The organism is Aquabacter spiritensis (assembly GCF_004346185.1).
Taxonomy (GTDB): Bacteria; Pseudomonadota; Alphaproteobacteria; order Rhizobiales; family Xanthobacteraceae; genus Aquabacter; species Aquabacter spiritensis.
This window is the reverse complement of the sequence record NZ_SMAI01000014.1, coordinates 36,715-58,442: the sequence shown is the minus strand read 5'-3', so window position 1 is coordinate 58,442 and position 21,728 is coordinate 36,715. Positions and strand designations below refer to the sequence as shown.

The 21,728-nt window shown below is 65.8% G+C and carries 20 protein-coding genes; 13 read left to right on the top strand and 7 right to left on the bottom strand.

Going from position 1 to position 21,728, the window contains the following annotated elements; genetic code table 11:
• The first annotated feature begins 12 nt into the window (after positions 1-12).
• The 4 genes from EDC64_RS18950 to EDC64_RS18935 all read left to right on the top strand — a co-directional run bounded on the left by EDC64_RS18950 (position 13) and on the right by EDC64_RS18935 (position 4,523).
• Positions 13-1,056, top strand: a complete 1,044-nt coding sequence (locus EDC64_RS18950) for an AraC family transcriptional regulator (protein ID WP_132034299.1) — start codon at positions 13-15, stop codon at positions 1,054-1,056.
• A 153-nt stretch (positions 1,057-1,209) separates the two neighbouring features.
• Entirely contained in the window at positions 1,210-2,193 is a 984-nt protein-coding gene (locus tag EDC64_RS18945; RefSeq protein WP_420808969.1) for a formylglycine-generating enzyme family protein, read from the top strand.
• A 12-nt stretch (positions 2,194-2,205) separates the two neighbouring features.
• Positions 2,206-3,678: an arylsulfatase B gene (locus EDC64_RS18940; RefSeq protein ID WP_132034295.1), complete on the top strand. Its 1,473-nt coding sequence runs from the start codon at positions 2,206-2,208 to the stop codon at positions 3,676-3,678.
• The gene (locus tag EDC64_RS18935; protein ID WP_207916133.1) at positions 3,678-4,523 is read left to right on the top strand and encodes a porin family protein; all 846 of its coding nucleotides are present in this window, start codon (positions 3,678-3,680) and stop codon (positions 4,521-4,523) included. Before EDC64_RS18940 ends, EDC64_RS18935 begins: the two co-directional genes overlap by 1 nt.
• Positions 4,524-4,788: 265 nt before the next feature.
• Here EDC64_RS18935 and EDC64_RS18930 read toward each other — a convergent pair whose 3' ends face one another.
• Positions 4,789-5,379, bottom strand: coding sequence for a flavin reductase family protein (locus EDC64_RS18930; RefSeq protein WP_132034293.1), 591 nt, complete (start codon positions 5,377-5,379; stop codon positions 4,789-4,791).
• A gap of 64 nt (positions 5,380-5,443) precedes the next feature.
• Positions 5,444-6,187, bottom strand: a complete 744-nt coding sequence (locus EDC64_RS18925) for a GntR family transcriptional regulator (protein WP_132034291.1) — start codon at positions 6,185-6,187, stop codon at positions 5,444-5,446.
• A gap of 583 nt (positions 6,188-6,770) precedes the next feature.
• Here EDC64_RS18925 and EDC64_RS18920 point away from each other — a divergent pair.
• From EDC64_RS18920 to EDC64_RS18890, 7 genes are all read left to right on the top strand, one after another.
• Positions 6,771-7,436, top strand: a complete 666-nt coding sequence (locus tag EDC64_RS18920; protein WP_165933820.1) for an amino acid ABC transporter permease — start codon at positions 6,771-6,773, stop codon at positions 7,434-7,436.
• Positions 7,433-8,203 (top strand): amino acid ABC transporter ATP-binding protein, encoded by a 771-nt coding sequence (locus EDC64_RS18915; protein ID WP_132034287.1) that lies wholly within the window; start codon positions 7,433-7,435, stop codon positions 8,201-8,203. Before EDC64_RS18920 ends, EDC64_RS18915 begins: the two co-directional genes overlap by 4 nt.
• Positions 8,204-8,235: 32 nt before the next feature.
• Complete coding sequence (locus tag EDC64_RS18910; RefSeq protein WP_132034285.1) at positions 8,236-9,102, top strand: substrate-binding periplasmic protein; 867 nt, start codon at positions 8,236-8,238, stop codon at positions 9,100-9,102.
• A gap of 184 nt (positions 9,103-9,286) precedes the next feature.
• Complete coding sequence (locus EDC64_RS18905) at positions 9,287-10,186, top strand: polysaccharide deacetylase family protein (protein ID WP_132034283.1); 900 nt, start codon at positions 9,287-9,289, stop codon at positions 10,184-10,186.
• A 148-nt stretch (positions 10,187-10,334) separates the two neighbouring features.
• On the top strand, positions 10,335-11,420 hold the full coding sequence (locus EDC64_RS18900) for an FAD-dependent monooxygenase (RefSeq protein ID WP_132034281.1): 1,086 nt from the start codon (positions 10,335-10,337) through the stop codon (positions 11,418-11,420).
• 319 nt (positions 11,421-11,739) lie between these two features.
• On the top strand, positions 11,740-12,516 hold the full coding sequence (locus EDC64_RS18895) for an NAD(P)-dependent oxidoreductase (RefSeq protein WP_165933819.1): 777 nt from the start codon (positions 11,740-11,742) through the stop codon (positions 12,514-12,516).
• Positions 12,517-12,608: 92 nt separating this feature from the next.
• Positions 12,609-13,853: a M20/M25/M40 family metallo-hydrolase gene (locus tag EDC64_RS18890; protein WP_132034277.1), complete on the top strand. Its 1,245-nt coding sequence runs from the start codon at positions 12,609-12,611 to the stop codon at positions 13,851-13,853.
• A gap of 58 nt (positions 13,854-13,911) precedes the next feature.
• On the opposite strand, the gene EDC64_RS18885 is transcribed toward EDC64_RS18890, so the two are convergent.
• Both EDC64_RS18885 and EDC64_RS18880 read right to left on the bottom strand, forming a co-directional pair.
• Entirely contained in the window at positions 13,912-14,622 is a 711-nt protein-coding gene (locus EDC64_RS18885; protein ID WP_132034275.1) for a response regulator transcription factor, read from the bottom strand.
• A gap of 33 nt (positions 14,623-14,655) precedes the next feature.
• On the bottom strand, positions 14,656-16,680 hold the full coding sequence (locus EDC64_RS18880; protein ID WP_165933818.1) for a sensor histidine kinase: 2,025 nt from the start codon (positions 16,678-16,680) through the stop codon (positions 14,656-14,658).
• Between the two features lie 341 nt (positions 16,681-17,021).
• Here EDC64_RS18880 and EDC64_RS23875 point away from each other — a divergent pair, with 341 nt between their 5' ends.
• Entirely contained in the window at positions 17,022-17,321 is a 300-nt protein-coding gene (locus tag EDC64_RS23875) for an ArsR/SmtB family transcription factor (protein WP_245504782.1), read from the top strand.
• Positions 17,322-17,333: 12 nt separating this feature from the next.
• Complete coding sequence (locus EDC64_RS23870; RefSeq protein WP_245504781.1) at positions 17,334-17,690, top strand: hypothetical protein; 357 nt, start codon at positions 17,334-17,336, stop codon at positions 17,688-17,690.
• A 108-nt stretch (positions 17,691-17,798) separates the two neighbouring features.
• Here EDC64_RS23870 and EDC64_RS18870 read toward each other — a convergent pair whose 3' ends face one another.
• The 3 genes from EDC64_RS18870 to EDC64_RS18860 form a co-directional block, all read right to left on the bottom strand.
• A complete protein-coding gene (locus EDC64_RS18870) occupies positions 17,799-19,496 on the bottom strand; it encodes a formate--tetrahydrofolate ligase (protein ID WP_132034271.1) in 1,698 nt (565 codons plus the stop codon).
• A gap of 7 nt (positions 19,497-19,503) precedes the next feature.
• A complete protein-coding gene (locus tag EDC64_RS18865; RefSeq protein ID WP_165933817.1) occupies positions 19,504-21,105 on the bottom strand; it encodes a nitrilase-related carbon-nitrogen hydrolase in 1,602 nt (533 codons plus the stop codon).
• Positions 21,106-21,266: 161 nt separating this feature from the next.
• A complete protein-coding gene (locus EDC64_RS18860; protein WP_132034266.1) occupies positions 21,267-21,620 on the bottom strand; it encodes a winged helix-turn-helix transcriptional regulator in 354 nt (117 codons plus the stop codon).
• Between the last annotated feature and the right edge of the window lie 108 nt (positions 21,621-21,728).

Genomic DNA, 21,728 nt, shown 5'->3' with positions numbered 1-21,728 from the left:
AGCGACAGTTCGATGTGGGACGGCAACCCGGTTCGCCTCTCGCTGTTGCACATGCTGCCCGGCGTCGCCGAAGAGCGGGGCGTCGCGCTCGTGCCCCTTCTGGCCCAAGCAGGACTGGCCACCGACGAGCGGTTTGTCGGCGCCGATGTCGTGGCTCGGGGCCAGCTATGCAGTCTTTTGCGGCAATTCGCGCGGCGCAGCGGGGAGCCCACCGTCGGCCTGGATCTCGCGGCAGCGGCCAACCCGCGTCAGCTGGGCGCCGCCGGATGGGCGCTCTTCTCGGGACGCACGCTGCGCGAATGCCTTGTCGCACTCTCGAGGCAGATGCCCGACCTGCAGGGCGGCGTCGCGCTCCGGCTGGAGGAACGCAACGGAACGGCCTCGTGGCGCCACAGCTTCTCGGACAGCGATCGCGAGCACGCCCGCGTGCTCAACGAGGGTATCGCAGCCTTCATGCTCCGAGCCGTCACGCGGATCGCAGGAATCGGATCGGAGCAGGCGGGCGTCCACTTTCCCCATCGTCGTCAAGGGCCTGCGCGCGTCTACGAAGACAAGCTCGGCGCGCGCGTGACCTTCGGTTCGGGCGACGGGATCGCCCTGACCTTCGACGCGGCGTGGCTCGATCGGCCCAGCCTTCTGTTCGACGCCGCGACGCCTTTCGACCCCGGCCCGCGGTCCGCCGCGGCTGGGCTTGACCAGGGGATATGGCGCGACGATGCCGCCCTGCTTGCCATGATCCATCGCCTGGTCGCGAGCGCCGCCATGAGCGGGGCGCTCTCCCTCGTCGATACGGCCCGCAGCCTGGGCGTGTCGCCGCGGACCCTGCAGCGGCGCCTGTCCGGGCTCGACACGTCTTTCGAGAGGGAAGTGGATACGTGGCGCCATGCCCAGGCTCGGCTTCACCTTACCGGGGACACACTGTCCATCGGCTCGGTCGCCCGGACCCTTGGCTATGGGCATCCGTCACACTTCATCCGCGCATTTCGGCGGTGGGAAGGCCGCACGCCCCGCGCCTTCCGCGTTGCCATTCACGGCGAATTGACCGAGGCCCGTTGAGCCGCGCTGCGCACGGGCCGCTGCTCGTTTGGCGCCAAATGGCAATTGAGGGTCCCTTAGGCCTCCGGCTAAACCGAGACCCTTGGCGGTGGCCGGGGCCCGTGGTTCGAGGCTGCCGAATTGGCCAGAGGTCAGGAGACGAAAGTAGACGCGATGCGCGGGCTGGGGAATCTCGTCACGTCCCTTTCTATGGTGACGGAACCTGGCCGGGCCGACGACATGGTGTGGCTTGCCGGCGGGCATTTTCTCATGGGCTCGGACGCGCACTACCCTGAAGAGGCCCCTGCTCATGCGGTCCGCGTGGACGGTTTCTTCATCGACCGCACGCCCGTCACCAACCGAGATTTTGCCGCGTTCGTCGCGGCGACCGGCCACGTCACGCTGGCCGAGCAGATCCCAAACGCGGCGGACTATCCCAACGCCGATCCACGCCTTCTGGTGGCCGGCTCCCTTGTGTTCGCCCCCTCCGGAGGGCCGGGCGATCCGCAGGACTGGACACGCTGGTGGCAGTTCGTGACCGGTGCCAGCTGGCGCCACCCGCAGGGGCCGGACAGCGATCTCGAGGGGCTGGACGACCACCCTGTGGTCCATGTCTGCCACGCCGATGCCGCCGCCTATGCGCGCTGGCGTGGCAAGGCGCTCCCCACCGAGGCGGAATGGGAATTTGCCGCGCGCGGCGGCCTAAAGGGCGCAGCGTTTGCCTGGGGCAACGAATTGGCGCCGGGGGGCGTGCATCTGGCCAATACGTGGCAGGGTCGTTTTCCGCAAGAGAACCTGGCCCTCGACGGCTATAAGGGCACATCGCCGGTCGACGCCTTCCCGCCGAATGGCTACGGTCTCTTCGACATGATCGGCAACGTGTGGGAATGGACGGACGACTGGTTCCGGCCCCGCCACGCGGCACCCTCAGCCAAACCATGCTGCCTGCCCCGCGCTCCCCGTGCGGGTAGCCCGGAGGAGAGCCTCGACCCAGACGGGCCAGGCCGTCCCCTGCCGCGCAAGGTGTTGAAGGGCGGCTCGCATCTGTGCGCGCCCAACTCTTGCCGGCGCTACCGCCCCGCCGCCCGCCAGCCGCAGACCATCGACACGGGCTCTGTGCATATCGGATTCCGATGTGTCCGCCGTGTCTGCCCCTGACGAGGACCCTCCATGACCGACGCACATGACACCATCGCAGACCCGGCTTTTCCACGCCGGCGCGATGTCCTCGCTGGCGGGGCCGGCTTCCTGGCCGCGGTGGCCGGCTTGTCTCTGCTCGCCCCCGGAGCGCGGGCGGCGGACGCACCGCGCCCGCACATTCTCTACATCCTCGCGGACGACCTCGGATTCGCCGATGTCGGCTTTCACGGTTCGGATATCAAGACCCCGCATCTCGACAGGCTCGCGGCGGGCGGGGCGCGGCTCGCGCAATTCTACACGCAGCCCCTGTGCACTCCGACCCGCGCCGCGCTCATGACCGGGCGCTACCCGCTGCGCTACGGACTGCAGGTGGGCGTCATTCCCTCCGGTGCCAGCTATGGCCTCGCCACCGACGAGTTCCTGCTGCCGCAGGCGCTGAAGGAGGTGGGCTACCGCACCGCCCTGGTGGGCAAATGGCACCTCGGTCATGCGGACAGGACATACTGGCCTCGGCAGCGCGGGTTCGACAGCTTCTATGGTCCGCTGGTGGGCGAGATCGACCACTTCAAGCACGAAGCCCATGGCGTCCCCGACTGGTATCGCGACAACGAACTGGTGAAGGAGGAGGGCTACGACACCGACCTGTTCGGTGCCGAAGCGGCGCGGCTCGTTGGCGCCCACGATCCGAAGACGCCGCTGTTCCTCTACCTCGCCTTCACGGCGCCCCACACGCCGTTTCAGGCGCCGCAGAGCTATCTCGACCTCTACGGCCACATCGCCGACCCGTCCCGGCGCGCATATGCGGCGATGATCACCGCCATGGACCATCAGATCGGCAACGTGGTGCAGGCGCTGGAGGCGCGCGGCATGCGCCGCGACACGCTGATCGTCTTCCATTCCGACAATGGCGGAACGCGCAACAAGATGTTCGTGGGCGAAGGCGCGGTCGCAGGCGACCTGCCAGCCAGCAATACGCCTTACCGCGACGGCAAGGGCTCCCTCTATGAAGGCGGCATCCGCGTGGTGGCCCTCGCCAATTGGCCCGGACGCATCGCGCCGGGCCAATCAGACGGCGTGATGCACGTAGTGGACATGTTGCCCACGCTGGCCAAGCTCGCCGGCGCCGACCTCGCCCGCTCCAAGCCCCTCGATGGCCAGGATGTGTGGCCTGCACTCTCCGCCGGCCAAATTGGCCGCGGCGAGGTGGTCTACAATGTGGAGCCCACCCAAGGTGCGGTCCGCGACGGGAAATGGAAACTTGTCTGGCACGTGGTGCTGCCGCCCAAGGTGGAGCTGTTCGACCTGGACGCCGATCCTTCGGAGAAGACCGACCTCTCGGCGCAGCATCCCGCCAAGGTGCAGGCGCTTCAGGACAAGGTCATCGGCCTCGCCCGCACCATGGCGCCGCCGCTCTTCTATTCCGCAGCGTTGAAGGCGACCCTCTCCGCGCCGCTCGCCACCCCCGGCGCCGCGCTCTACGAGATGGGCCTGGGGGACGATTGATGCCGATCGCAGCTCGCATCCGTGCGGACGCACACCACCTTGCCGCGACACTGCGCGTTATCTGGGCCGGTGCAGCCTGCGCTGCGGTCCTGGCCACCTGCGCGACGGCGGCCGATCTTGATCCTCCTGCCACGCAGTTTGCCCCCGCAGGGAGGAGTGACAGGGACGCGCCGGTCTTTTTCGGCACCTTCTATCTGTGGGCGAGCGGACTGAGCGGCACGACCTCCACCCTGCCACCACTGCCGGCGGCCAATGTGGACCTGTCGTTCGGCGACGTGCTGAAGAATTTCGATGGCGGCCTGATGGGGGCCGTGGAGATGCGCGCCGGCCGGTGGAGTGTGATCGGCGACGTGATGTTCACCCAGGTGTCTCCCGGCACGACCATGCCCGGCCCCTTCGCCGCGGACGTCTCGGTGCGATCGCGCAGCCTCACGGTCCAGGGCGACGTGCTCTATCGCCTCTACGCATCGGAGACCTTCGACATCGATGCCGGCGCCGGCCTGAGGTTTTGGAACCTGGACAACCGCCTGACCATCGGGCCGGGCCTGGCGCCCGCCGGTATTGCGCACGACGTGTCTCAGAGCTGGCTCGATCCGATCTTGGCGGGGCGGGTTTCGGCCCGGCTCGGCGGCCCCTGGAGCGTGGTCCTTCTGGGCGACGTGGGCGGCTTCGACCTCGGCGCACGCCTCACCTGGCAGGTCATCGGCACCGTGAACTATCAGTGGAACGAAAATCTGGCGCTGCGTGCCGGCTATCGCGCCCTGTCGGTAGACTACCAAAACGGCGACTTCCTCTACGATGTTCTCATGCAAGGACCCATTCTGGGAGCGACCTACCGGTTTTGAGAGATCCGCAGCGGCGTTGCGTGATCTTTACAAATCATTGATTTATAATATTTTTTCATCACGCTCTCCCGCCGTGCACAGTGGGAGATGAACCTGGGCGAGAATAGGTGACTCCTCGGCCCGAACGGCCGGGTGCTTGGCATCGCTGGCGGTCCGGGACGCGTCCTGTCCCGTCACGGAGACGGTCATGTTCTCGTCCGAGATGGCCGGCCGAAGCTGCGGCCGCCCTCGCGCCACCGAGCCGGTAAAAGGGCCCTAAACGGGCCTATTTCATGCGGATCACCTCTCCCAGCTTGCCATAGACCGGCCCGGCGAGCCGCCCGAGGGGCCGCAGAAGCTCCGAATCCACCTTGCCATCCGCAAGCAGGCCATCCCTGATGTGAAACAGTTTGACCTCGCCGACGAAGAATTCCGACCCGGCGCGCCCAAATGGGATGATGCGGTCCAGCGTGCATTCCAGATTGATCGGGCAGGACAGGATGCGCGGCACGGCGAGGCTGTCGGACGGCGCGCAGTCCAGGTTCAGCACCTCCAGCTCGCTCACGTCGGCCGAATAATCCGCCGCGGACACGTGAACCTTCTCGAGAAACCCGTCATCGACGATGTTTACGACGAACTCCCCGGTCTCGGCGATGTTGCGCGCCGTGTCCTTGCGGGACCCGTCTCTCAATCCGCAATTGACGCCGATCATCGGAGGGTCCGAGGACACGAAAGTGAAACAGCTGAACGGCGCCAGATTGGAAATCCCCGCCCTCGATCGGGTTGAAATCCAGGCAATGGGACGGGGTACGACGACGCCGGTCAAGAGCTTGTAAGCACCTGCCTCGTCCAGATCGCGCGCAAAAATCTTAGACATGGGATGCGCCCCAACAGGAGTGGAAATATCAGTCCTCGCGACACGACCGATATATGCGGAACATTCAGTCGGGACTGTCCATCAGCTGCATGAGGCCGAGCTTCAGGTGGCGGCGCAGGATCCGCTCCGTCCGGTCGGGCGCGTGGGCGCGCAAGGCGTCGACGATCTGCTGATGATCCTTCAGGGCCTGATCGACCTGCTTCTTTTGCGTCCGGGTGATCCATCTCGGGTGCAGAAAGTATTCATTGAAGCTTTTCAGCATGTCGATCAGACGCGGCGCGCTCGACGCCTGGACAATCGTCAGGTGAAACTGATGATTGATGTGCACGCGATCCGCGGCCGAAGCCTTCTCTCCCTGTCTGACGAGATCCTGAAGGACTTCGATCTGCGCTTCGGTAATGCGCTCGGCGGCCAAGCGCGCGGCGCAAAGCTCCAGGGATTCGCGGATATGATGGATATCCACCATATCGCGGGCCATATCCACGACTTCGACGCCGATCGTCTCATGCTCGCGAACCAGGCGATCGCCGATGAGGCGCGATATGGCTTCCCGCACAGGCGTTCGGCTGACGTTCAACGCCTCGGCGATCTCGACTTCCCGCAGGCGCATGCCGGACTCGATCTCGCCGGAAATAATCGCCCGACGGAGATGTCGATACACTTGGTCTGCGACTCGCGCGGCCCGCATGACGGTGGCGGGCTTCAGAGCCGAAGCGGGAGCCGCGTTCGACGAGCGATCTGGTTGGGACACGGCGGAGACGTCGCTCGGTTGCCCGGCGCTTCGATGTTTTGAAGCCGTGGTGCGCATTCCCGGTCCCTTACGAATTGGTCATCTGCTTTGGACACATACGCGAAGCCCGCGGGCGCGCAACTTGCCCAGGCACGCCCCTGCCTGCGGCGAGGACGGCCCGCTGCCCGCGCCCGACATTTCCGCGGGCCCGCAGCGGGAGCAGATGTGTGGGCCGGGGCCCCGGGGCTTGAGAGGGCAGAGGGCGGGGCGCTTGACGCAGATGGGCATTGGCTCCTCAAGCAGGGACTCACGGCTCTTCCACGAGTGCGCAACGCATTCTGCATTCTGCATGCAGCCGGACCATAGGTGCGGCGCCGCGCGCGCGTCAAGCAGCACCCAGATCGCCCTCTCCTTGGGAACTGCACCTGCGCGCCCACCTCAAACCGGCGCCTGATTAACTCTGCGGCATGCGATGCAAGGAGATTGTGCAAGCCGGCACCGTATTGCGGGATTTGGCTCCGGCCGGGCGGCGGCGCCGCCGAGAAATGCCGGGCAGGACCCGCCTTCGCTTACATGGCACGCCTCTTGCGACCATAATCCTGCATGCAGCATGCAGCACTCAGGGCGCAGCGCAGTAGCAAGGACAGGTGGTCTGCAGCTTATGGATTATACGTGGCACTTCCAGATCGTCTGGGACTATCGCGCGGTCTTCGTGCGGGGCGCGATCATGACCGCGCAAATTACGTTCTGGGCGACTTTGATCGGGCTGACGCTCGGCCTGGCGCTCGGCCTCATGCGTCGCAGCGAGTTCTTCCTCCTGCGCGCTCCGGCCGCGACGTTCATCGAACTTTTCCGGTCGACGCCGGCGCTCGTGCAGCTTGTCTGGATCTATTATTCGCTGCCGATCCTCACCGGCCTGCAATTGAGCAACACGACGTCCGTCTCCATCGGCCTCGGCCTCCATGCGGCCGCCTATTTCGCCGAGATCTTCCGGGCCGGCGTGAACTCCATCAGCAAGGGACAGTGGGACGCGGCGCGCGCGATCGGCATGAGCTACAGCAAAGCCATGCGCCGGATCATCCTGCCGCAGGCCGTGCGGCGCATGATCCCGCCCTTCATCAATGAGTTTGCCTCGCTGATCAAGCTGACGACGCTGGGTTCGGCCCTCGCCGTCTACGAGTTGCTCCATGAGGCCAACAACCTCATCAACAATACCTATCGGCCGCTGGAGGTCTACACCGTCCTGGCCCTCGCCTTCGCGGTCATCATCTACCCCATCATCTACGCGTCGCAGCGGCTCGAACAGCGCTGGCAGCTGCGCCAATGACGGAGATCCTGATCAAGGCACGCAACGTGCAGAAATCCTTCGGGACCCATCACGTCTTAAAGGGCATCGACCTCGACATCACCAAAGGCGAGGTGCTCGCCATTATCGGCCCCAGCGGCTCGGGCAAGAGCACGTTTCTCCGCTGCATGAATTTTCTGGAGGAGTACGACCACGGCGAGATCTGGTTCGGCACCGAACTGGTCGGCTATCGCAAGGCGGCCAATGGCAGCCTGGTCAAGGACAAGGCCTCCCGCATCGCCGCGATCCGGACCCGCATGGGCATGGTGTTCCAGAATTTCAATCTGTTCCCGCACATGAGCGTGCTGGAAAACGTCATCGAGGGACCCACCGTCGTCCAGAGGCGCGACCGCGCGGAGGTGATCGCGCAGGCCAAGGTCCTGCTCGATCGGGTCGGCCTCGCGGCGAAGGTCGATGACTATCCGGAGACCCTGTCGGGCGGACAACAGCAGAGGGCGGCGATCGCGCGCGCCCTCGCCATGAATCCCGAGTTGATGCTGTTCGACGAACCGACTTCGGCCCTTGATCCGGAACTCGTCGGCGAGGTCCTGGACGTCATGCGGTCGCTGGCCGCCGACGGCATGACCATGGCCGTGGTCACCCACGAGATGGGCTTCGCGCGGGAGGTCGCCGACCGCGTGATGATGATGGACGACGGAAATCGCGTCGAAATCGACACGCCCGAGAGGATCTTCACGAACCCGTCCCATCCGCGCACGGCGGAGTTCCTGCAACGCGTCCTGCGCTGACCGCTTTGAGAGCCAAACGAAAGGACCCCGCCATGAAGAAAATCTTACGCCGTACCGTTCTCCTCGGAGGTGTGCTGGCTGCATTCGTCGCATCCGCCGCCGTGGCACCGGCGAACGCGCAGGTCATGGACCGCGTTCTGAAGGATCGTCAGATCAAGATCGGCTATATCCCCTCGCCGCCCGGCACCATCAAGGATCCCGCATCGGGCGAAGTAAAAGGCTATTACGTCGACGGCGTGCGCTACATCTTCAAGACGATCGGCGTGGAACCGGTCTTCGTCGAAACCACTTGGGCGAACTTTGCTGCCGGATTGCAGTCTGGCCAGTTCGATCTCTCGATGGCCGGCACATTCGCCACGATCCAGCGCGCCGCGGCCGTCGAGTTCACCAAACCCATCCACTATCTCGGCTATAGCGCCATCGTGAAAAAGGGCGACGAGCGCTTCAAGGCGCTCGCCGACTTCAACAAAGCCGGGCTCAAGATCGCCGTCGTGCAAGGTGGCGCGGCGCAGGAATACGTCAAGGAGAACTTTCCGAATGCCACGATGGTCGCGCTCGGCACCGGGAATCTCACCGCGCCGTTCGTGGAGGTCTCGGCGGGCCGCGCCGATGTCGGCATCGAGGACGCCTGGCAGGCGCGGCGCTATGCGTCCCAGCAGCAGGGGGTGACCGATCTCTTTCAGGACAACCCCTATAATCTTCTGCCGATTGCCTGGAGCGTGAAGCGCGGCAACCAGGACCTGCTCAACTTCATGAACACCGCCATCGACTTCATGCTGCTGACGGGCCGCTGGGAGCGCATGGCCAATGCTTATGGCATGACGGGCCGTTTCTATGACCGGCCCAACCTGATCGCCTTCGGCACCGTCACGGAAACCCCGGCGCCAGAGAAGAAGTGAGCCCTGCGGACCGGATGTCTCGATCACGGTCCGCCGGCCCCGGAGCACCGGCCGCGCATGACAGGACAGGCATTGCGCGGCCACCGCTCCCGCAAACCGTGGTGCGGCCCTCTGCGGTCGGGCGCAAGGCCCGTGACCGGCCGCGGACACTCAAAAACGTCTCAGCCGGCAATGGAGAAGGACCATGATCGAAAACCCCATCCCGTGGCCCAACGGCGCAAAATGCGCGGTGGCCATTACTTTCGACATGGATACGGACTGTCTTCTGCACTATGCCCACCGGCACACGGCGGACACCCTGATCGGTACGGCGTCTCTGCTGCGCTATGATCTTGTCGGCGTCCCACGAATTCTCAAGATCTACAAGAAATATGGCCTGACGCAGACATTCTTCGTGCCCGGCTGGACCGCCGAACGCTATCCCGACACCATCAAACAGATGATGGATGGCGGCCACGAGATCGGCGCCCATGGGTATCTTCATGAGCGGCTCGATACATTGTCGGCCGAGACGGAAGACTATTGGTTCATGCGCAGCCTGGAGGCGCTGGAGACGGTCACCGGCATGCGCCCCCGCGGGTTCCGCGCGCCGAGCTACCGCTTCTCCAAGAACACCTTGAATTATCTCGCACGCGAAGGTTTCGTCTACGATTCCTCCCTGATGGGCGACGACGTCCCGTACATCATCGAAGGCGACAAGGGCAGCCTGATCGAGCTTCCGACCCATTGGGGCCTGGATGACTGGCCGCAATTCACGATCAATTCTGATCTGAACTATGCCATGCAGGTGAACTCCCCACAGCGGGCGATGGATGTCTTCATGGCCGAGTTCGAGGCCGCCTGGCAATATGGCGGTCTATGGATCGCGGTCTGGCACCCCTTCGTCATGGGCCGGCTCTCCCGGGCCGTCTACATGGAGAGGATGATTCAATACATGCTGGAAAAGGGCGGCGTGTGGTTTGCCACGCTCGAGGACATTGCGGCGCATGTCAAACAGATGACCGCGAGCGGCAAATATAGTCCCGCCAGAGAGAAGATCCCCTATCACGATGCGGTGGCCGATGCCTGGAGCCGGCGGCCTTAGCTCCTGCCATCCTTAAAGGTTTCCCATGCCGCTCCCCTCTTGTGGAGAGGCGGATGCACGGCCCGAAGCGGGCGGGGAATGCGGCAACTGATCATGCGGTTCTCGGCTGGCGGCGGCGCGGGCGGCAGTCTAACGAAGGAAGATCAACATGCGGGTTGGGATTTGCGGCGGCGGACTTGGCGGGCTCTCTGCCGCCATCGGGTTGGCATCCCTTGGTTTCGATGTCGAGGTGTTCGAGAAATCACCGACCCTGAGGGCGACAGGCGCGGGCCTCAATCTTTGGCCCAATGCCGGGCGGGCATTATACGGGCTCGGTCTGCGCGCCCAATACGACGCCATTTCCGTGAAGCTGGACCGCTATCTCGGATATAGCTCTGATGGAACGCCGCTTTTCAATAACGACACCAGCAACTGGCCGGAGACGTACGGCGCTCCTTCGGTCGGCGTGTATCGACTTGCCTTGAGCACCATGCTCGCCGACGCCTTCGGTCGGGATAAGATCAAATTCGGCCATGAGGTTCAGTCCATAGAAGACAAAGGTGACAAGGCCGTCTGCCATTTCACGAATGGCGCGAGCTACGAGGGCGATGTCATCATCGGTGCCGACGGCATCTACTCCGTCATCCGCGAGAAGCTGATCGGCGGCGTGAATTTTCGTCCCAATGACCACCACGCCTTTCGGTGGCGCGCCGTCATCGATCTCAAAGACGTCGATGTCGATCCCGCCGCGCAGACCGGCTTCTACACGTCGGGCGGATGGCTGTCCGTGATCCCGATCGGAAACGGCAAGGCCTATTGGTTCGGCTCGGTCTCCGGTGCGAAATCCCTCGATGATTTCATCGCGTTCTTCAGCACCTGGACGAACACGCATATCCCGCGAACCCTGCGCATCACGCCGCGCGACACGATCGTCGAAAGCCCGCTCTTCGACGTGGATGGCGTGCCTTACAAATGGACCCACGGCCGCGTCACGCTGCTCGGGGATGCCGCCCACCCGATGATGCCGGACATGGCCCAGGGGGCCAGTCAGACCTTTATCGACGCCCTGGCGCTGCGGGATGCCTGCGCCAAGACAAAGGATATCGATCAGGCCCTTCATGACTACGAGGCGGAGCGACGCCCCGCCGCGAATTACGTGGTGAAATGTTCCCAGCGGGGGAGTTTCCTCGGGCGGAACAACGTAAGTCCCGTGGCCGTCCGGTACGTGCAGGAAATCGAGACCCAAGCTGCGTGAGATGTCCTGCCTCTCGCAGCGGGGCGTCCGTGCGGCATTGCTGAAGCGTGCGGGGTGACTTGAAGAGATTCGCGGGGGCCGCTTTTCGCCTTCCCCCAAGCCCGCGAGAGCCGGGGGACCAGAATCCACCCTGCCTGAAATGGCGACGAACATGACCGCATCCCGGCCTCGGACGATCCTTTTTCATAGCGAATCCAGCGACCCCCGCTGGCCGGATGCGATTGGGCGCGCCTTGCCGGACTTCGAGGTCCGCAGGACCCTGGATGGAATCCCGCCCGAGGATGTGGTCGCCGCCATCGTCTGGAAACATCCACCCGGAATGCTCGAACCGCTTTCGAACCTGCGGCTGATCCAGGTGCTCGGGGCCGGGGTGGACCATGTCCTTGCGGACACCCGGCTGCCCAAGGGGGTGCCGATCGCCCGCCTCGTGGATCCCGGGCTCACGGCCCGCATGACCGAATATGTGCTTCTTCATACGCTCGCCCTGCACCGCCGGCTGGATATGTCCGCGCGGGCGCAAAAAGACCGGCGGTGGGATTTCATCCCCCCCGCGCCGCCCGAGCGGTGCTGCGTCGGCATTCTCGGCCTCGGCCAACTCGGGTTGTCCTGCGCATCCGCCCTTTCGGGTGTCGGTTTCAAAGTGATCGGCTGGAGCAGGTCGCGCAAAGAGGGATTGCGGTTCGAGACGTATGCCGGACCAGGCGGACTCTCGGCGTTTCGCCGTCAATGCGATGTTCTCGTGCTTCTGCTGCCCTTGACGGCGCAGACCTGCGGCCTCGTGGATGCGCGGTTTCTCGAGGACGTGCAGGACGGCGCGACATTGATCAATGTCGCCCGCGGTGCGCTGGTCGAGGATGCCGATCTCATCGCCGCGCTCGACGGCGGGCGGCTGCGGCACGCCGTGCTGGACGTCTTCCGACAGGAGCCGCTTCCGGCCGACCACCCTTTCTGGATCCATCCGAGGATCACGGTGACGCCGCACAATTCCAGCGCCACGAACCCGGACACTGCCCTTGATCGGATCACCGAAAACATCCGGCTTGCAATGGCGGGTTTGAGACCTCTGGACCTCGTTGATCCCGGCGCCGGCTACTGATGGCTCGGGCCTCGTTTCTTCCAAACGGCACCGCATCGAACAGGAACATGCGGCCCTCCCCCCACGCGAACGCATAATTTTGGAGACCGGCCATGACTGTTACAAAGCAAGAGATCGAAGCCTGGGTCGAGGCGGACCGCGACGTCCTCATCAAGTTCGCCCAGGACTTCATCCGGTGCCGCAGCCCGAATCCCCCCGGCGATACGATCGAGGCCTCACAGCATGTCCGCGCTTTCCTCGATGCCCATGATCTCCCCTATGAGATCATCGCGCCCAATGCGGTGATGCCCAACATTGTCTCCTCGTTCGAGGGCGGCGCCGCCGGGCGCCATCTGGCGCTCAATGGGCATATCGACGTGTTTCCCGTCGAAGACGAGAGCACTTGGAGCCAGGACCCCTGGGGCGGCGCCCTCGTCGACGGCAAGATCTATGGCCGCGGGTCCGCCGATATGAAATGCGGCACCACCGCCTCCATCTTCGCTTATGCCTACCTGCATCGCATCCGCGCGCAACTCAAAGGGCGCCTCACGCTCGTCGTGGTGTCCGACGAGGAGACCTTCGGGCCCTGGGGGGCGCGCTATCTGGCCGAGCACCGCCCCGAAGTCTTCGGCGATTGCTGCCTGAACGGCGAACCGAGCGGCGTCAGCACCGTGCGCTTCGGCGAGAAGGGGCCGCTCTGGCTCGAATTCCTCATTCGCACGCCGGGCGCGCACGGCGCCTATACGCATATGAGCGCGAGCGCGACGGTCATCGCGAGCGAGCTCATCGCCGAACTGTCCAAACTCAAGGACACCGTGGTGCCTGATCTCGGCAACCTCGAATCCGCCATCAGTTCGGCCGCCACGGTCATCGATGGCGAATATGGCGCCGGCGCCGCGAGCATCATTCGCAAGGTCACGGTCAATCCCGGCCTCGTCGCAGGCGGCATCAAAGTCAACATGGTGGCGGCCGAGTGCCGGGTGCAGGTCGACATCCGCGTGCCCAATGGCCTCACCGCGAAGGACATTCTCCCGCGCATCGACGAGATTACCGCCCGCCACCCGGGCGTGACGTACCGCGTGATCCTGTCCGAGGAGCCGGCCTGGACCTCACCGGACGCCGAGATGGTCGATTATGTGCGCCAGAATGCGAAGCGGCTTTCCGGCGTCGATCCGGCACCGATCATCAGCCTCGGCGCGACGGACGCGCGCCTCTGGCGCTACAAGGGCCTCCCGGCAATCGTGTACGGGCCGGCGCCGCGCGGCATGGGGAGTGTCGACGAACATGTGCCCGTCGAGGAATTCATCCATATCGTCAAGTGCCACGCATTGTCCGCGTTCGACTATCTGAGCCGGTGAACCCCGGGCGACGGGTGCCGCTGGCGCGTCCCACATGCATCGCGGAGGGGTCCCCGGCTCAGGCCGGCAGGATCTCGATGGGGGCGTCGAAGACGTATCCGAGCCCGCGCACGGACATGACCGGGAGCTTGCACCCGCACTCCGCCTCCACCCGTTTGCGCAGGCGGAACACCAGCACGTCGAGACCCCGCTCGGCGACGAGCGGGTCGCGGGCGTCGTTCCGCTGGATCAGGTCGGCGCGGGCCACCGGCCGCCCCTGCCGTGCCGCCAGGCGCGAAACGAGCTGGTATTCGGTGCTGGAAAGCCGGACGCGCGTGCCCTCGGGGCTCACCAGAACCCATTGGGCGCCGTCGAGAGCCCACTTTCCGAGCCGGGCAGAGTCGACGGGCGCGGGCATGGCGGCCTGCGTCAGGCGCCGGTGCAGGTTGCGGATCACCAAATCGAGTTCGGCCGGATCGAACGGCTTCGTAAAATAGTGATCGACGCCGAGTTCCAGGCCGCGGACGCGATCCTCGCGTGCCGTGCGGCCCGTCAGCACGACGACGCCGATCGATGTCCGCTCACGCAGTGCGTGCGCAACCGAGAAGCCGTCGGGTCCGGGCAGATTCAGGTCAAGCACGAGGATGTGCGGGGGATGCGCTTCCAACTCGTGTTCAAGGTGCTCTGCATCGGCGACCGAACGGACGCTGTGTCCGACGCCGGAGAGGAAGCCTTCCAAACCGACGCGAAAATCCGCATCGTCCTCTACAAGTAAGACACGAATTGACATGCTCAATATCCGATAGTCCGCCGGCCGATTAGGCTATGCCCCCGCGCCTGGCTGATCAATGATGTCTTCCCTGGCGTAAGGTAGCCAGATCGTAAACGTATTTCCGGCCCCGTGCACGGTTTCCACCCGCACCGAGCCGCCGTGCGCGGCAGCGATCCTCTGAACGATATTAAGGCCGATGCCGAGGCCGCTTTGAGAATTCGCACCCGCCCCGCGAAAATAACGGTCGAAGAGAAACGGCTGCTCCGTCTCCGGGATTGCGGGTCCAGAATCCGTGACGGCGAGCGAAAGCCCCTCCCCCACCTGTGCAAGGCGCGCCCGGATCGGCCCGCCACCGTATTTGACGGCATTTCCGACGAGATTCTCCACCGCCGCGCGCAGCAGATCGGCGTCCGCCTCGAGGATCGCGCGGTCGGCATCCGCGAGGTGCGTCTCCGCCAGAATATCGCGCCCGGTCTGGTGCGCCATGTCCTGACAGATCTCCATGACGAGGGCCGCGACATCCGTGCGCGCGCGGCGCAGGTGCATGACCCTGCGGTCGAGCACCTCCTCCGTCAAGAAGGCGTCGATGAGGTGCGACATGCGCCGCGCGGCGCGCGCAATTCGGCGCGCCTCGCGGCGGACGGCGGCATCCATGTCCGCGACCCTCGGCTCCAGGCTGGCGATCGCCACCTGGATCGCCGCCAGCGGCGTGCGGAATTCGTGACTGACCATGGTGAGGAAATGGCGCTGTTCGCGCAGAGCGACGATCAGCGCCCCCTCTGCGGTGCGGCGCGCCTCAACCTCCCCTTCTAGGGCATGCGTCCGCTGCGCCACCGCCTCCTCCAGTTCCCGCTCCTTGCGTTGGGAGGCGCGCAGCACTTCCACCTGAAGGTCGCGCCGCTCCCGCGCGCCGGCGCGCACCGAGGTTGCAAGACCCACCAGGACGGCCACCATCGTAAAGATGCTCGCAATCTGATAGCCGCTCGTCCCGGCGGGACTTGCCGGCAGCACGCCTAGAACCATGAGGGTGAGCCAGATGCCCGAGAGGGCATAGACCGAGAATCCGACGAAATACCACCAGGATGCGGGTTCTCCACGGCGCACGCGCATCGCCGCGAGCCAAGGCAGCGTCAGGCACAAAAGGAACAGGTTGATGTGAAGATACGGGGCGATCGCGCCGTAGAGGCCGAAGGCGGATGCCACCATATAGCCAGCAGAGAGGAGCCCGAGCGCGGTGATGCCCCGCCGCAAGAGCGGATGATGCCCGTCGGCGCAGAAGATGGCGCGCACCACGAAGGCGGCCGCAGCGACGGCGCAGCACCCCCAGATGCCCTGCATCCGCACCACGACGACCGGCGATAGCGGGTGAAAAAGCAGGGTGGCAAAGCCGGTATTTCCAAGAATGACCAGGGCGGCGCATCCCAGATATGCCCCGTACCATGCAAAGGCGGCCGACCTTAGCCACACGCCGAAGATTACAGCGCCCAGCGCCATGATGCTCGCCGCCCCCACGATATAAGCGACGGTGAAGAGATTGAACGTCACTTCGCTGAGAAAGGGCGATACGCGCCACAGCACTGGTGCGGCCGAGAGGGACCGGCTGCCGGCCATGCGGATATAGATGTCCTGCCTTTGACCCTCCCGCAGGTCGAGGCGCACGACGAACAGGTGCGAGAAGATTTCGCGCTCGCCGAGCGGCACCAGGCTTCCCGTGCGCTTGGCGGCGACCGGCCCCTGCCCGCCTTCCGCATCGTCAGAAGCGTAGACGTCGATATAATCGGTATAGGGCGCCGACATCTGCATCAGCCATAGGCCGCCGCTGCCCGCCTCGGGCTCGACGGTGAGCCGCAGCCACCAGGCTCCCTTTTGCGCCGTCCCGGCATTGAAGGTGCCGGGAATTGGCTCGAACGCTTCGCTGCGAGCCATCACCTCGTCGCGCGTCATACGCCCGCTCGGGTCGTGCAGAACCGAGAGATGACCTGAAGTGGGCGCGATCTCGTCGCGTGCCGACAGACTCAGGGGCGCAGCCGCTGCGGTGGCCGTGACGACGAGCAGAAGGATCAGCGCAAGCGCCACGCGACGCAGCGCGGATCGGACTCCGAGGGTGGCGACCGCCGACCTCGCGCACTGCGGGTCGCATCCGGCCCGTAGAGCTGCGCCCGCGAAAATCGGCCGTTCGGGATCCGCCCCGCCCATAAAACATCTCCAAAAATCCCGCCCGCAAATATGCCGGTCATTTCGCTCAAAATAATCCTGATCCGCAATCGCGCGCGGCCAAGCCATCGTTATAGCCGTCAAACCGGCGGTCATGAAAAGCGCACCGCGGCCGACGCGGACAGTCGGGGGACAAAGGGCTTGCGCAGAAGCTTGACTCTAATATTCCATGGATTTATAGATTATAAAAGTGAGTTGAAGCCATGCGACAGGCGGTGACGCAAGAGGAATTGGAGGAAGCGGCGGGGATGTTCGCCGCCCTCGCCGACCCTGCGCGGCTCAAAATCCTGCTTCGCCTCGGACCGGGGGAGATGTCGGTCTCCGACCTGACCGACGCGCTGGGGGAGAAATTGACCACCGTATCCGCCCGCTTGAAGGTGCTTTACGGCGCCCGATTGGTTGGCCGGATGCGCAGAGGCAAGCAGGTTTTCTACCACCTCGCGGACGACCACGTGATGGCCCTTGTGGCAAGCGCCGTGGATCATGCCTGCGAAGACCACTGAAGGAGTTCGATCATGTCCGGCGACTGCAAGGTCCATCCCGACCACCCCCATGCCCACGGCCCGGCCTGCGGCCATACCGCCATCCGCCACGGCGATCATGTGGACTATCTGCATGATGGGCACCTGCATCACCCGCATGGCGACCATGTCGACGAACACGCTCTCGACGTGAGTGCCACGAATCCCGACCGCTGCACGCCCCAGCACGATTGCGGCGGCCACGAGACGGGGCATGTGCATGGTCCCGGCTGCGGCCATGAGGCGGTGCCGCACGGCGACCACATCGACTATCTCGTCGACGGCCACCTGCATCACCCGCATGGAGACCATTGCGACGATCACGGCCCGGTCGAGCTGGTGCGCGGCTGAGTGCAAGGCGAGGTCCGACCCGGTGGCGGATCGATCTCGCAACCGGCCTGAAAGCGGCCCCGGCGCCCGGCGCGCCGGGGCCGCTTTCGTTTCAGACCCGCCGGCGGCTCAGGACAACCCGCCGATGACCCCCGCGGCATCGACGAAGATGCCCTCGGCGGCCGGCACCGAGGGCAGGCCCGGCATGGTCATGACGTCTCCGGTCAACGCCACGACGAAGCCGGCACCGGCCGATAGCCGCACCTCGCGCACCGGAAGGACATGACCGCTCGGCGCACCACGCAAAGCCGGATCGGCGGAGAAGGAATATTGCGTCTTCGCCATGCAAACCGGCAGGCGGCCGAAGCCGGCGGCCTCCATCTCGGCGAGGCGCGCCCCGGCCGCGGCGGTGAAGCTCACCTCTCCCGCGCGGTAAATCTCGCGCGCGATGGTCTCGATCTTCTCCCGCAGCGGGAGGGCGTCGGGATAGAGCGTATGGAAGGCGCTCGGCCGGTCGGCGAGCGCGATCACCTCCTGCGCAAGAGCCTCGGCGCCCGCGCCGCCCTCCGCCCAATGGCTGCAGACATGGACCGACACACCGAGCGGGGCGAGGGCGTCGCGAACGCCCTCGATCTCTTCCGGCGTGTCCGACAGGAAGCGGTTCAGCGCCACCACGACGGGCAGGCCGAACTTCTGGAGATTTTCCACATGGCGCGCGAGATTGGCGACGCCGCTCCGCACCGCCGCGACGTCGGGCGTGCCGAGCTGCTTGACCGCGACGCCACCATGCATCTTCAGCGCCCGCACGGTCGCCACCACCACGGCGGCGGCCGGCGTCAGGCCGGCCTGCCGGCATTTGATGTCGAGGAATTTCTCCGCCCCGAGATCCGCGCCGAACCCCGCTTCGGTGACGACATAGTCGGCCAAAGCCAGCGCCGATCGGGTGGCGATCACCGAATTGCAGCCATGGGCGATATTGGCGAAAGGCCCACCATGCACGAAGGCTGGGGTGTGCTCCATGGTCTGGACGAGGTTCGGCTGGAACGCGTCGCGCAACAGCGCCAGCATGGCCCCGACCCCCTTGAGGGCACCGGCCTCGACCATGCGCTTGCCGCGCGTCTGGCCGATCACCATGCGCGAGAGGCGGGCTTCGAACTCCTCGAGATTTTTCGCGAGGCAGAAGATCGCCATCACTTCGCTCGCCACCGTGATGTCGAACCCGTCCTCGCGCGGAAAGCCGTTGGCGGCTCCGCCGAGCCCCACCACCACCTGTCGCAGCGCGCGGTCGTTGAGATCGACCACCCGGCGCCAGGAGATGCGCCGGGTGTCGAGATCGAGCGCATTGCCCCAATAAAGGTGGTTGTCGATCAAGGCGGACAGGAGATTGTGCGCGGCGGAGATGGCGTGGAGGTCGCCGGTGAAGTGCAGATTGATGTCCTGCATCGGGACGATCTGCGCCCGGCCGCCGCCGGTTGCCCCGCCTTTGGCGCCGAAGACCGGCCCGAGCGAGGGCTCGCGCAGGCAGATCGCCGCCTTTTTGCCGATCCGCGCCAGCGCGTCGCCGAGGCCGATCGTGGTCGTCGTCTTGCCCTCCCCGGCCGGCGTCGGGCTGATGGCGGTGACCAGGATCAGCTTGCCGGGCGCTCGCTCTTCCAGCGTGCGCACATAATCGTGCGCGAGCTTCGCCTTGTAGGGGCCGTAGCGGAAGATTCCGTTTGCCGGAATGCCGAGCCGGGCGGCGATGTCCTCGATCGGGAACGGGGTGACGCTGCCGGCAATCGCCGCATCGCTGTTCGGATCGATCCGGCGGGCGCTCGTCTGGTCCATGAGCCTGTCAGCCTTCATCCTGAAAACGGGAAGTGAAAGGAAAAGAGCCGGCTGCGCCGGGCCGACGCGCGAGCCCCACCCCCGGCGGCGCCCGACGGCGGGACCGCCCGGCCTGCGCCACCTGCCGGGCGATCCGCTCCACGTCGGCGCCGTCGAAGCCCTGGGCCTGCATGGCTGAGATCCCGGCACCGGCGGCGAGCCCGGCGAGAATCGCATCGCTCTCCGCCGAAGGCGGCGGATCGTCGCCGGAAGAACGCACCAGCAACGCTGCAGGAACGATTTCGCCGTCCGGTCCTTTCGCAGCCGGCGGCTTCCAGCGATTGCGCAGACGGACGAGCGTCACGACCTCGGTTGCGAACAGGTCGCGGATCGGGGCGAAGTCGCCGGCCGATTCGGAAGCCGCGCGGCCGAGAGCAAGATCGGTGCGGTTGCAGGCGGCGAGCGCCAGGGCACCGGACGCATCAGCCACCGCGCCGGAAAGAAGTCCGCGCAGCCGGCCGCCGAGCGCCGTGTCGCTCTGGGGCGTCTCGCCCAGCGCGGGGGCAAGAAGCCCCTCCATGGCATCCAGAGCGGGGGCGAGCGGAAGCGAAAGGCAATGCAGGCCGAGCCGCCGCGCGACCTCTTGGACAGCCGGTTCCGCCGCGGCCGCGGTCGGGAAAACCAGGCACTGGACATGCTCCGCTCCGAGCGCATCGACCGCGAGAATTGCGGTCAGCACGCTCCCGAGGCTGTCCGACAGGCCGACCACCGCCCCGGATCGTCCGGTCTTGCGCACCATGTCGCGCAGGCCGAGCACGCAGGCGCCGTAATCCGCCTCCTCCCGCTCGCTGCGTTCGGCGACCGGCGCCTCCATGCAGCGCCAGCCGGTCTCGAAACGCTGCCAGAGCGTCATGCGCACCCGCTCCTGGAAATTCGGGAGCTGCATGGCGAGGGTGCGGTCGCCATTGAGCGCCAGCGATCCGCCGTCGCAGACTCGCCCGTCCTCGCCACCCACCTGGTTGACCAACAGCAGCGGCAAGCCGGTCTCGACCACGCGCGCGACCACCGCGGAAATCCGCGCATCATGCACCGCGCGATGATAGGGCTCGGCTGCGGCGACGACGAGAATTTCCGCGCCCGTCTCGGCAAGGCATTCGCACACGTCGCCGGTGACGATATCCGCCCCCACCGGCAATCCGAGCCGGATCCCTTTGAAAGGCACCGGGCCGGGCATCGGCCCGGCGGCGAACGGCTCGGCCGCTCCATTGGCCTCCACCTGGAACCGGACCGCCGAGATCCCGCCGTCGGCAAGCAGCAGCACGGCATTGAACAGCCGGCCGCCGTCGCGCCAGGGCGTGCCCACGAGCAGTGCCGGCCCGGTCGCCGTCTCGGCGGCCAAGGCTATGGCGGCGGCGCGGCATGCCTCCTCCAGGGACGGATCGAGCACCAGATCGCCGAGCGGCGCCCCGGACAGGAAGAGTTCGGGAAACACGATGAGATCGGCCTCCTGACGCGCCGCCTCCGCGCGGATCCCACGGACCTGGGCGGCATTGCCGGCGACGTCGCCGCGCACGCAATCGACCTGCGCCACCACGATGCGCAACAGATCGGAGGGGAGGAATGTGGTCATGATGCTCGAGCGCGCCCGCCCGGCGCACCGGTGCGGACGAAGGAGGAAGGGGGGCATTGCCGGCGGGCGGTCATGACCCGAGGTTTAGAGAATGCGGCGGGACGGGGAAAGGGGCGGCGCACAGATCGCGGCCTCCGACCCGGCTCCGGCAACCGTTCCGTCTATTCCGCCGCGACCGGCCGGTCCTGCGCGGGAAGATGCATGGCGCCGAAACTGCGCAGGGCGAGGACCGCGGGCCGCAATGCCTCGCCCTTCTCGGTGAGCCGGTAGCCGACCTGCGGCGGCACCGCGGGATAGACGGTGCGCAGCAGGATCCCGTCCGCCTCGAGTTCCCGCAACGCTTTGGAGAGAATGCGCTGCGAGACGTTCGGCATCAGGCGGCGCAGCTCGGAAAAGCGCTTCTCGCCCGATAGGAGGTGGTAGATCGTCCCGCCCTTCCATTTGGCGCCGATAATCTCGAGTGCCGCCTCGACCGGGCACCCCGCATAGCAATAGCCGATATGGCGCTTCGCCATCGCTCCCGTCCCTCCGCCGGCGTGCCAGGATAAGCCAGGGCGTCCCGCGCCGCCACTCGCCGCTTTGCGCGGCCGGATCGCCTCGATATACGGTATGCCCGACGTCTG

What these genes read in the sequence shown, in the direction of transcription:
- EDC64_RS18945 (WP_420808969.1), top strand. Translation starts at nt 1,210, where the DNA reads ATGCGCGGGCTGGGGAATCTCGTCACGTCCCTTTCTATGGTGACGGAA.
- EDC64_RS18935 (WP_207916133.1), top strand. Translation starts at nt 3,678, where the DNA reads ATGCCGATCGCAGCTCGCATCCGTGCGGACGCACACCACCTTGCCGCG.
- EDC64_RS18905 (WP_132034283.1), top strand. Translation starts at nt 9,287, where the DNA reads ATGATCGAAAACCCCATCCCGTGGCCCAACGGCGCAAAATGCGCGGTG.
- EDC64_RS18865 (WP_165933817.1), bottom strand. Translation starts at nt 21,105, where the DNA reads ATGACCACATTCCTCCCCTCCGATCTGTTGCGCATCGTGGTGGCGCAG.
- EDC64_RS18895 (WP_165933819.1), top strand. Translation starts at nt 11,740, where the DNA reads ATGCTCGAACCGCTTTCGAACCTGCGGCTGATCCAGGTGCTCGGGGCC.
- EDC64_RS18920 (WP_165933820.1), top strand. Translation starts at nt 6,771, where the DNA reads ATGGATTATACGTGGCACTTCCAGATCGTCTGGGACTATCGCGCGGTC.
- EDC64_RS18885 (WP_132034275.1), bottom strand. Translation starts at nt 14,622, where the DNA reads ATGTCAATTCGTGTCTTACTTGTAGAGGACGATGCGGATTTTCGCGTC.
- EDC64_RS18870 (WP_132034271.1), bottom strand. Translation starts at nt 19,496, where the DNA reads ATGGACCAGACGAGCGCCCGCCGGATCGATCCGAACAGCGATGCGGCG.
- EDC64_RS18860 (WP_132034266.1), bottom strand. Translation starts at nt 21,620, where the DNA reads ATGGCGAAGCGCCATATCGGCTATTGCTATGCGGGGTGCCCGGTCGAG.
- EDC64_RS18940 (WP_132034295.1), top strand. Translation starts at nt 2,206, where the DNA reads ATGACCGACGCACATGACACCATCGCAGACCCGGCTTTTCCACGCCGG.
- EDC64_RS18890 (WP_132034277.1), top strand. Translation starts at nt 12,609, where the DNA reads ATGACTGTTACAAAGCAAGAGATCGAAGCCTGGGTCGAGGCGGACCGC.
- EDC64_RS18925 (WP_132034291.1), bottom strand. Translation starts at nt 6,187, where the DNA reads ATGCGCACCACGGCTTCAAAACATCGAAGCGCCGGGCAACCGAGCGAC.
- EDC64_RS23870 (WP_245504781.1), top strand. Translation starts at nt 17,334, where the DNA reads ATGTCCGGCGACTGCAAGGTCCATCCCGACCACCCCCATGCCCACGGC.
- EDC64_RS23875 (WP_245504782.1), top strand. Translation starts at nt 17,022, where the DNA reads ATGCGACAGGCGGTGACGCAAGAGGAATTGGAGGAAGCGGCGGGGATG.
- EDC64_RS18900 (WP_132034281.1), top strand. Translation starts at nt 10,335, where the DNA reads ATGCGGGTTGGGATTTGCGGCGGCGGACTTGGCGGGCTCTCTGCCGCC.
- EDC64_RS18910 (WP_132034285.1), top strand. Translation starts at nt 8,236, where the DNA reads ATGAAGAAAATCTTACGCCGTACCGTTCTCCTCGGAGGTGTGCTGGCT.
- EDC64_RS18930 (WP_132034293.1), bottom strand. Translation starts at nt 5,379, where the DNA reads ATGTCTAAGATTTTTGCGCGCGATCTGGACGAGGCAGGTGCTTACAAG.
- EDC64_RS18915 (WP_132034287.1), top strand. Translation starts at nt 7,433, where the DNA reads ATGACGGAGATCCTGATCAAGGCACGCAACGTGCAGAAATCCTTCGGG.
- EDC64_RS18950 (WP_132034299.1), top strand. Translation starts at nt 13, where the DNA reads ATGTGGGACGGCAACCCGGTTCGCCTCTCGCTGTTGCACATGCTGCCC.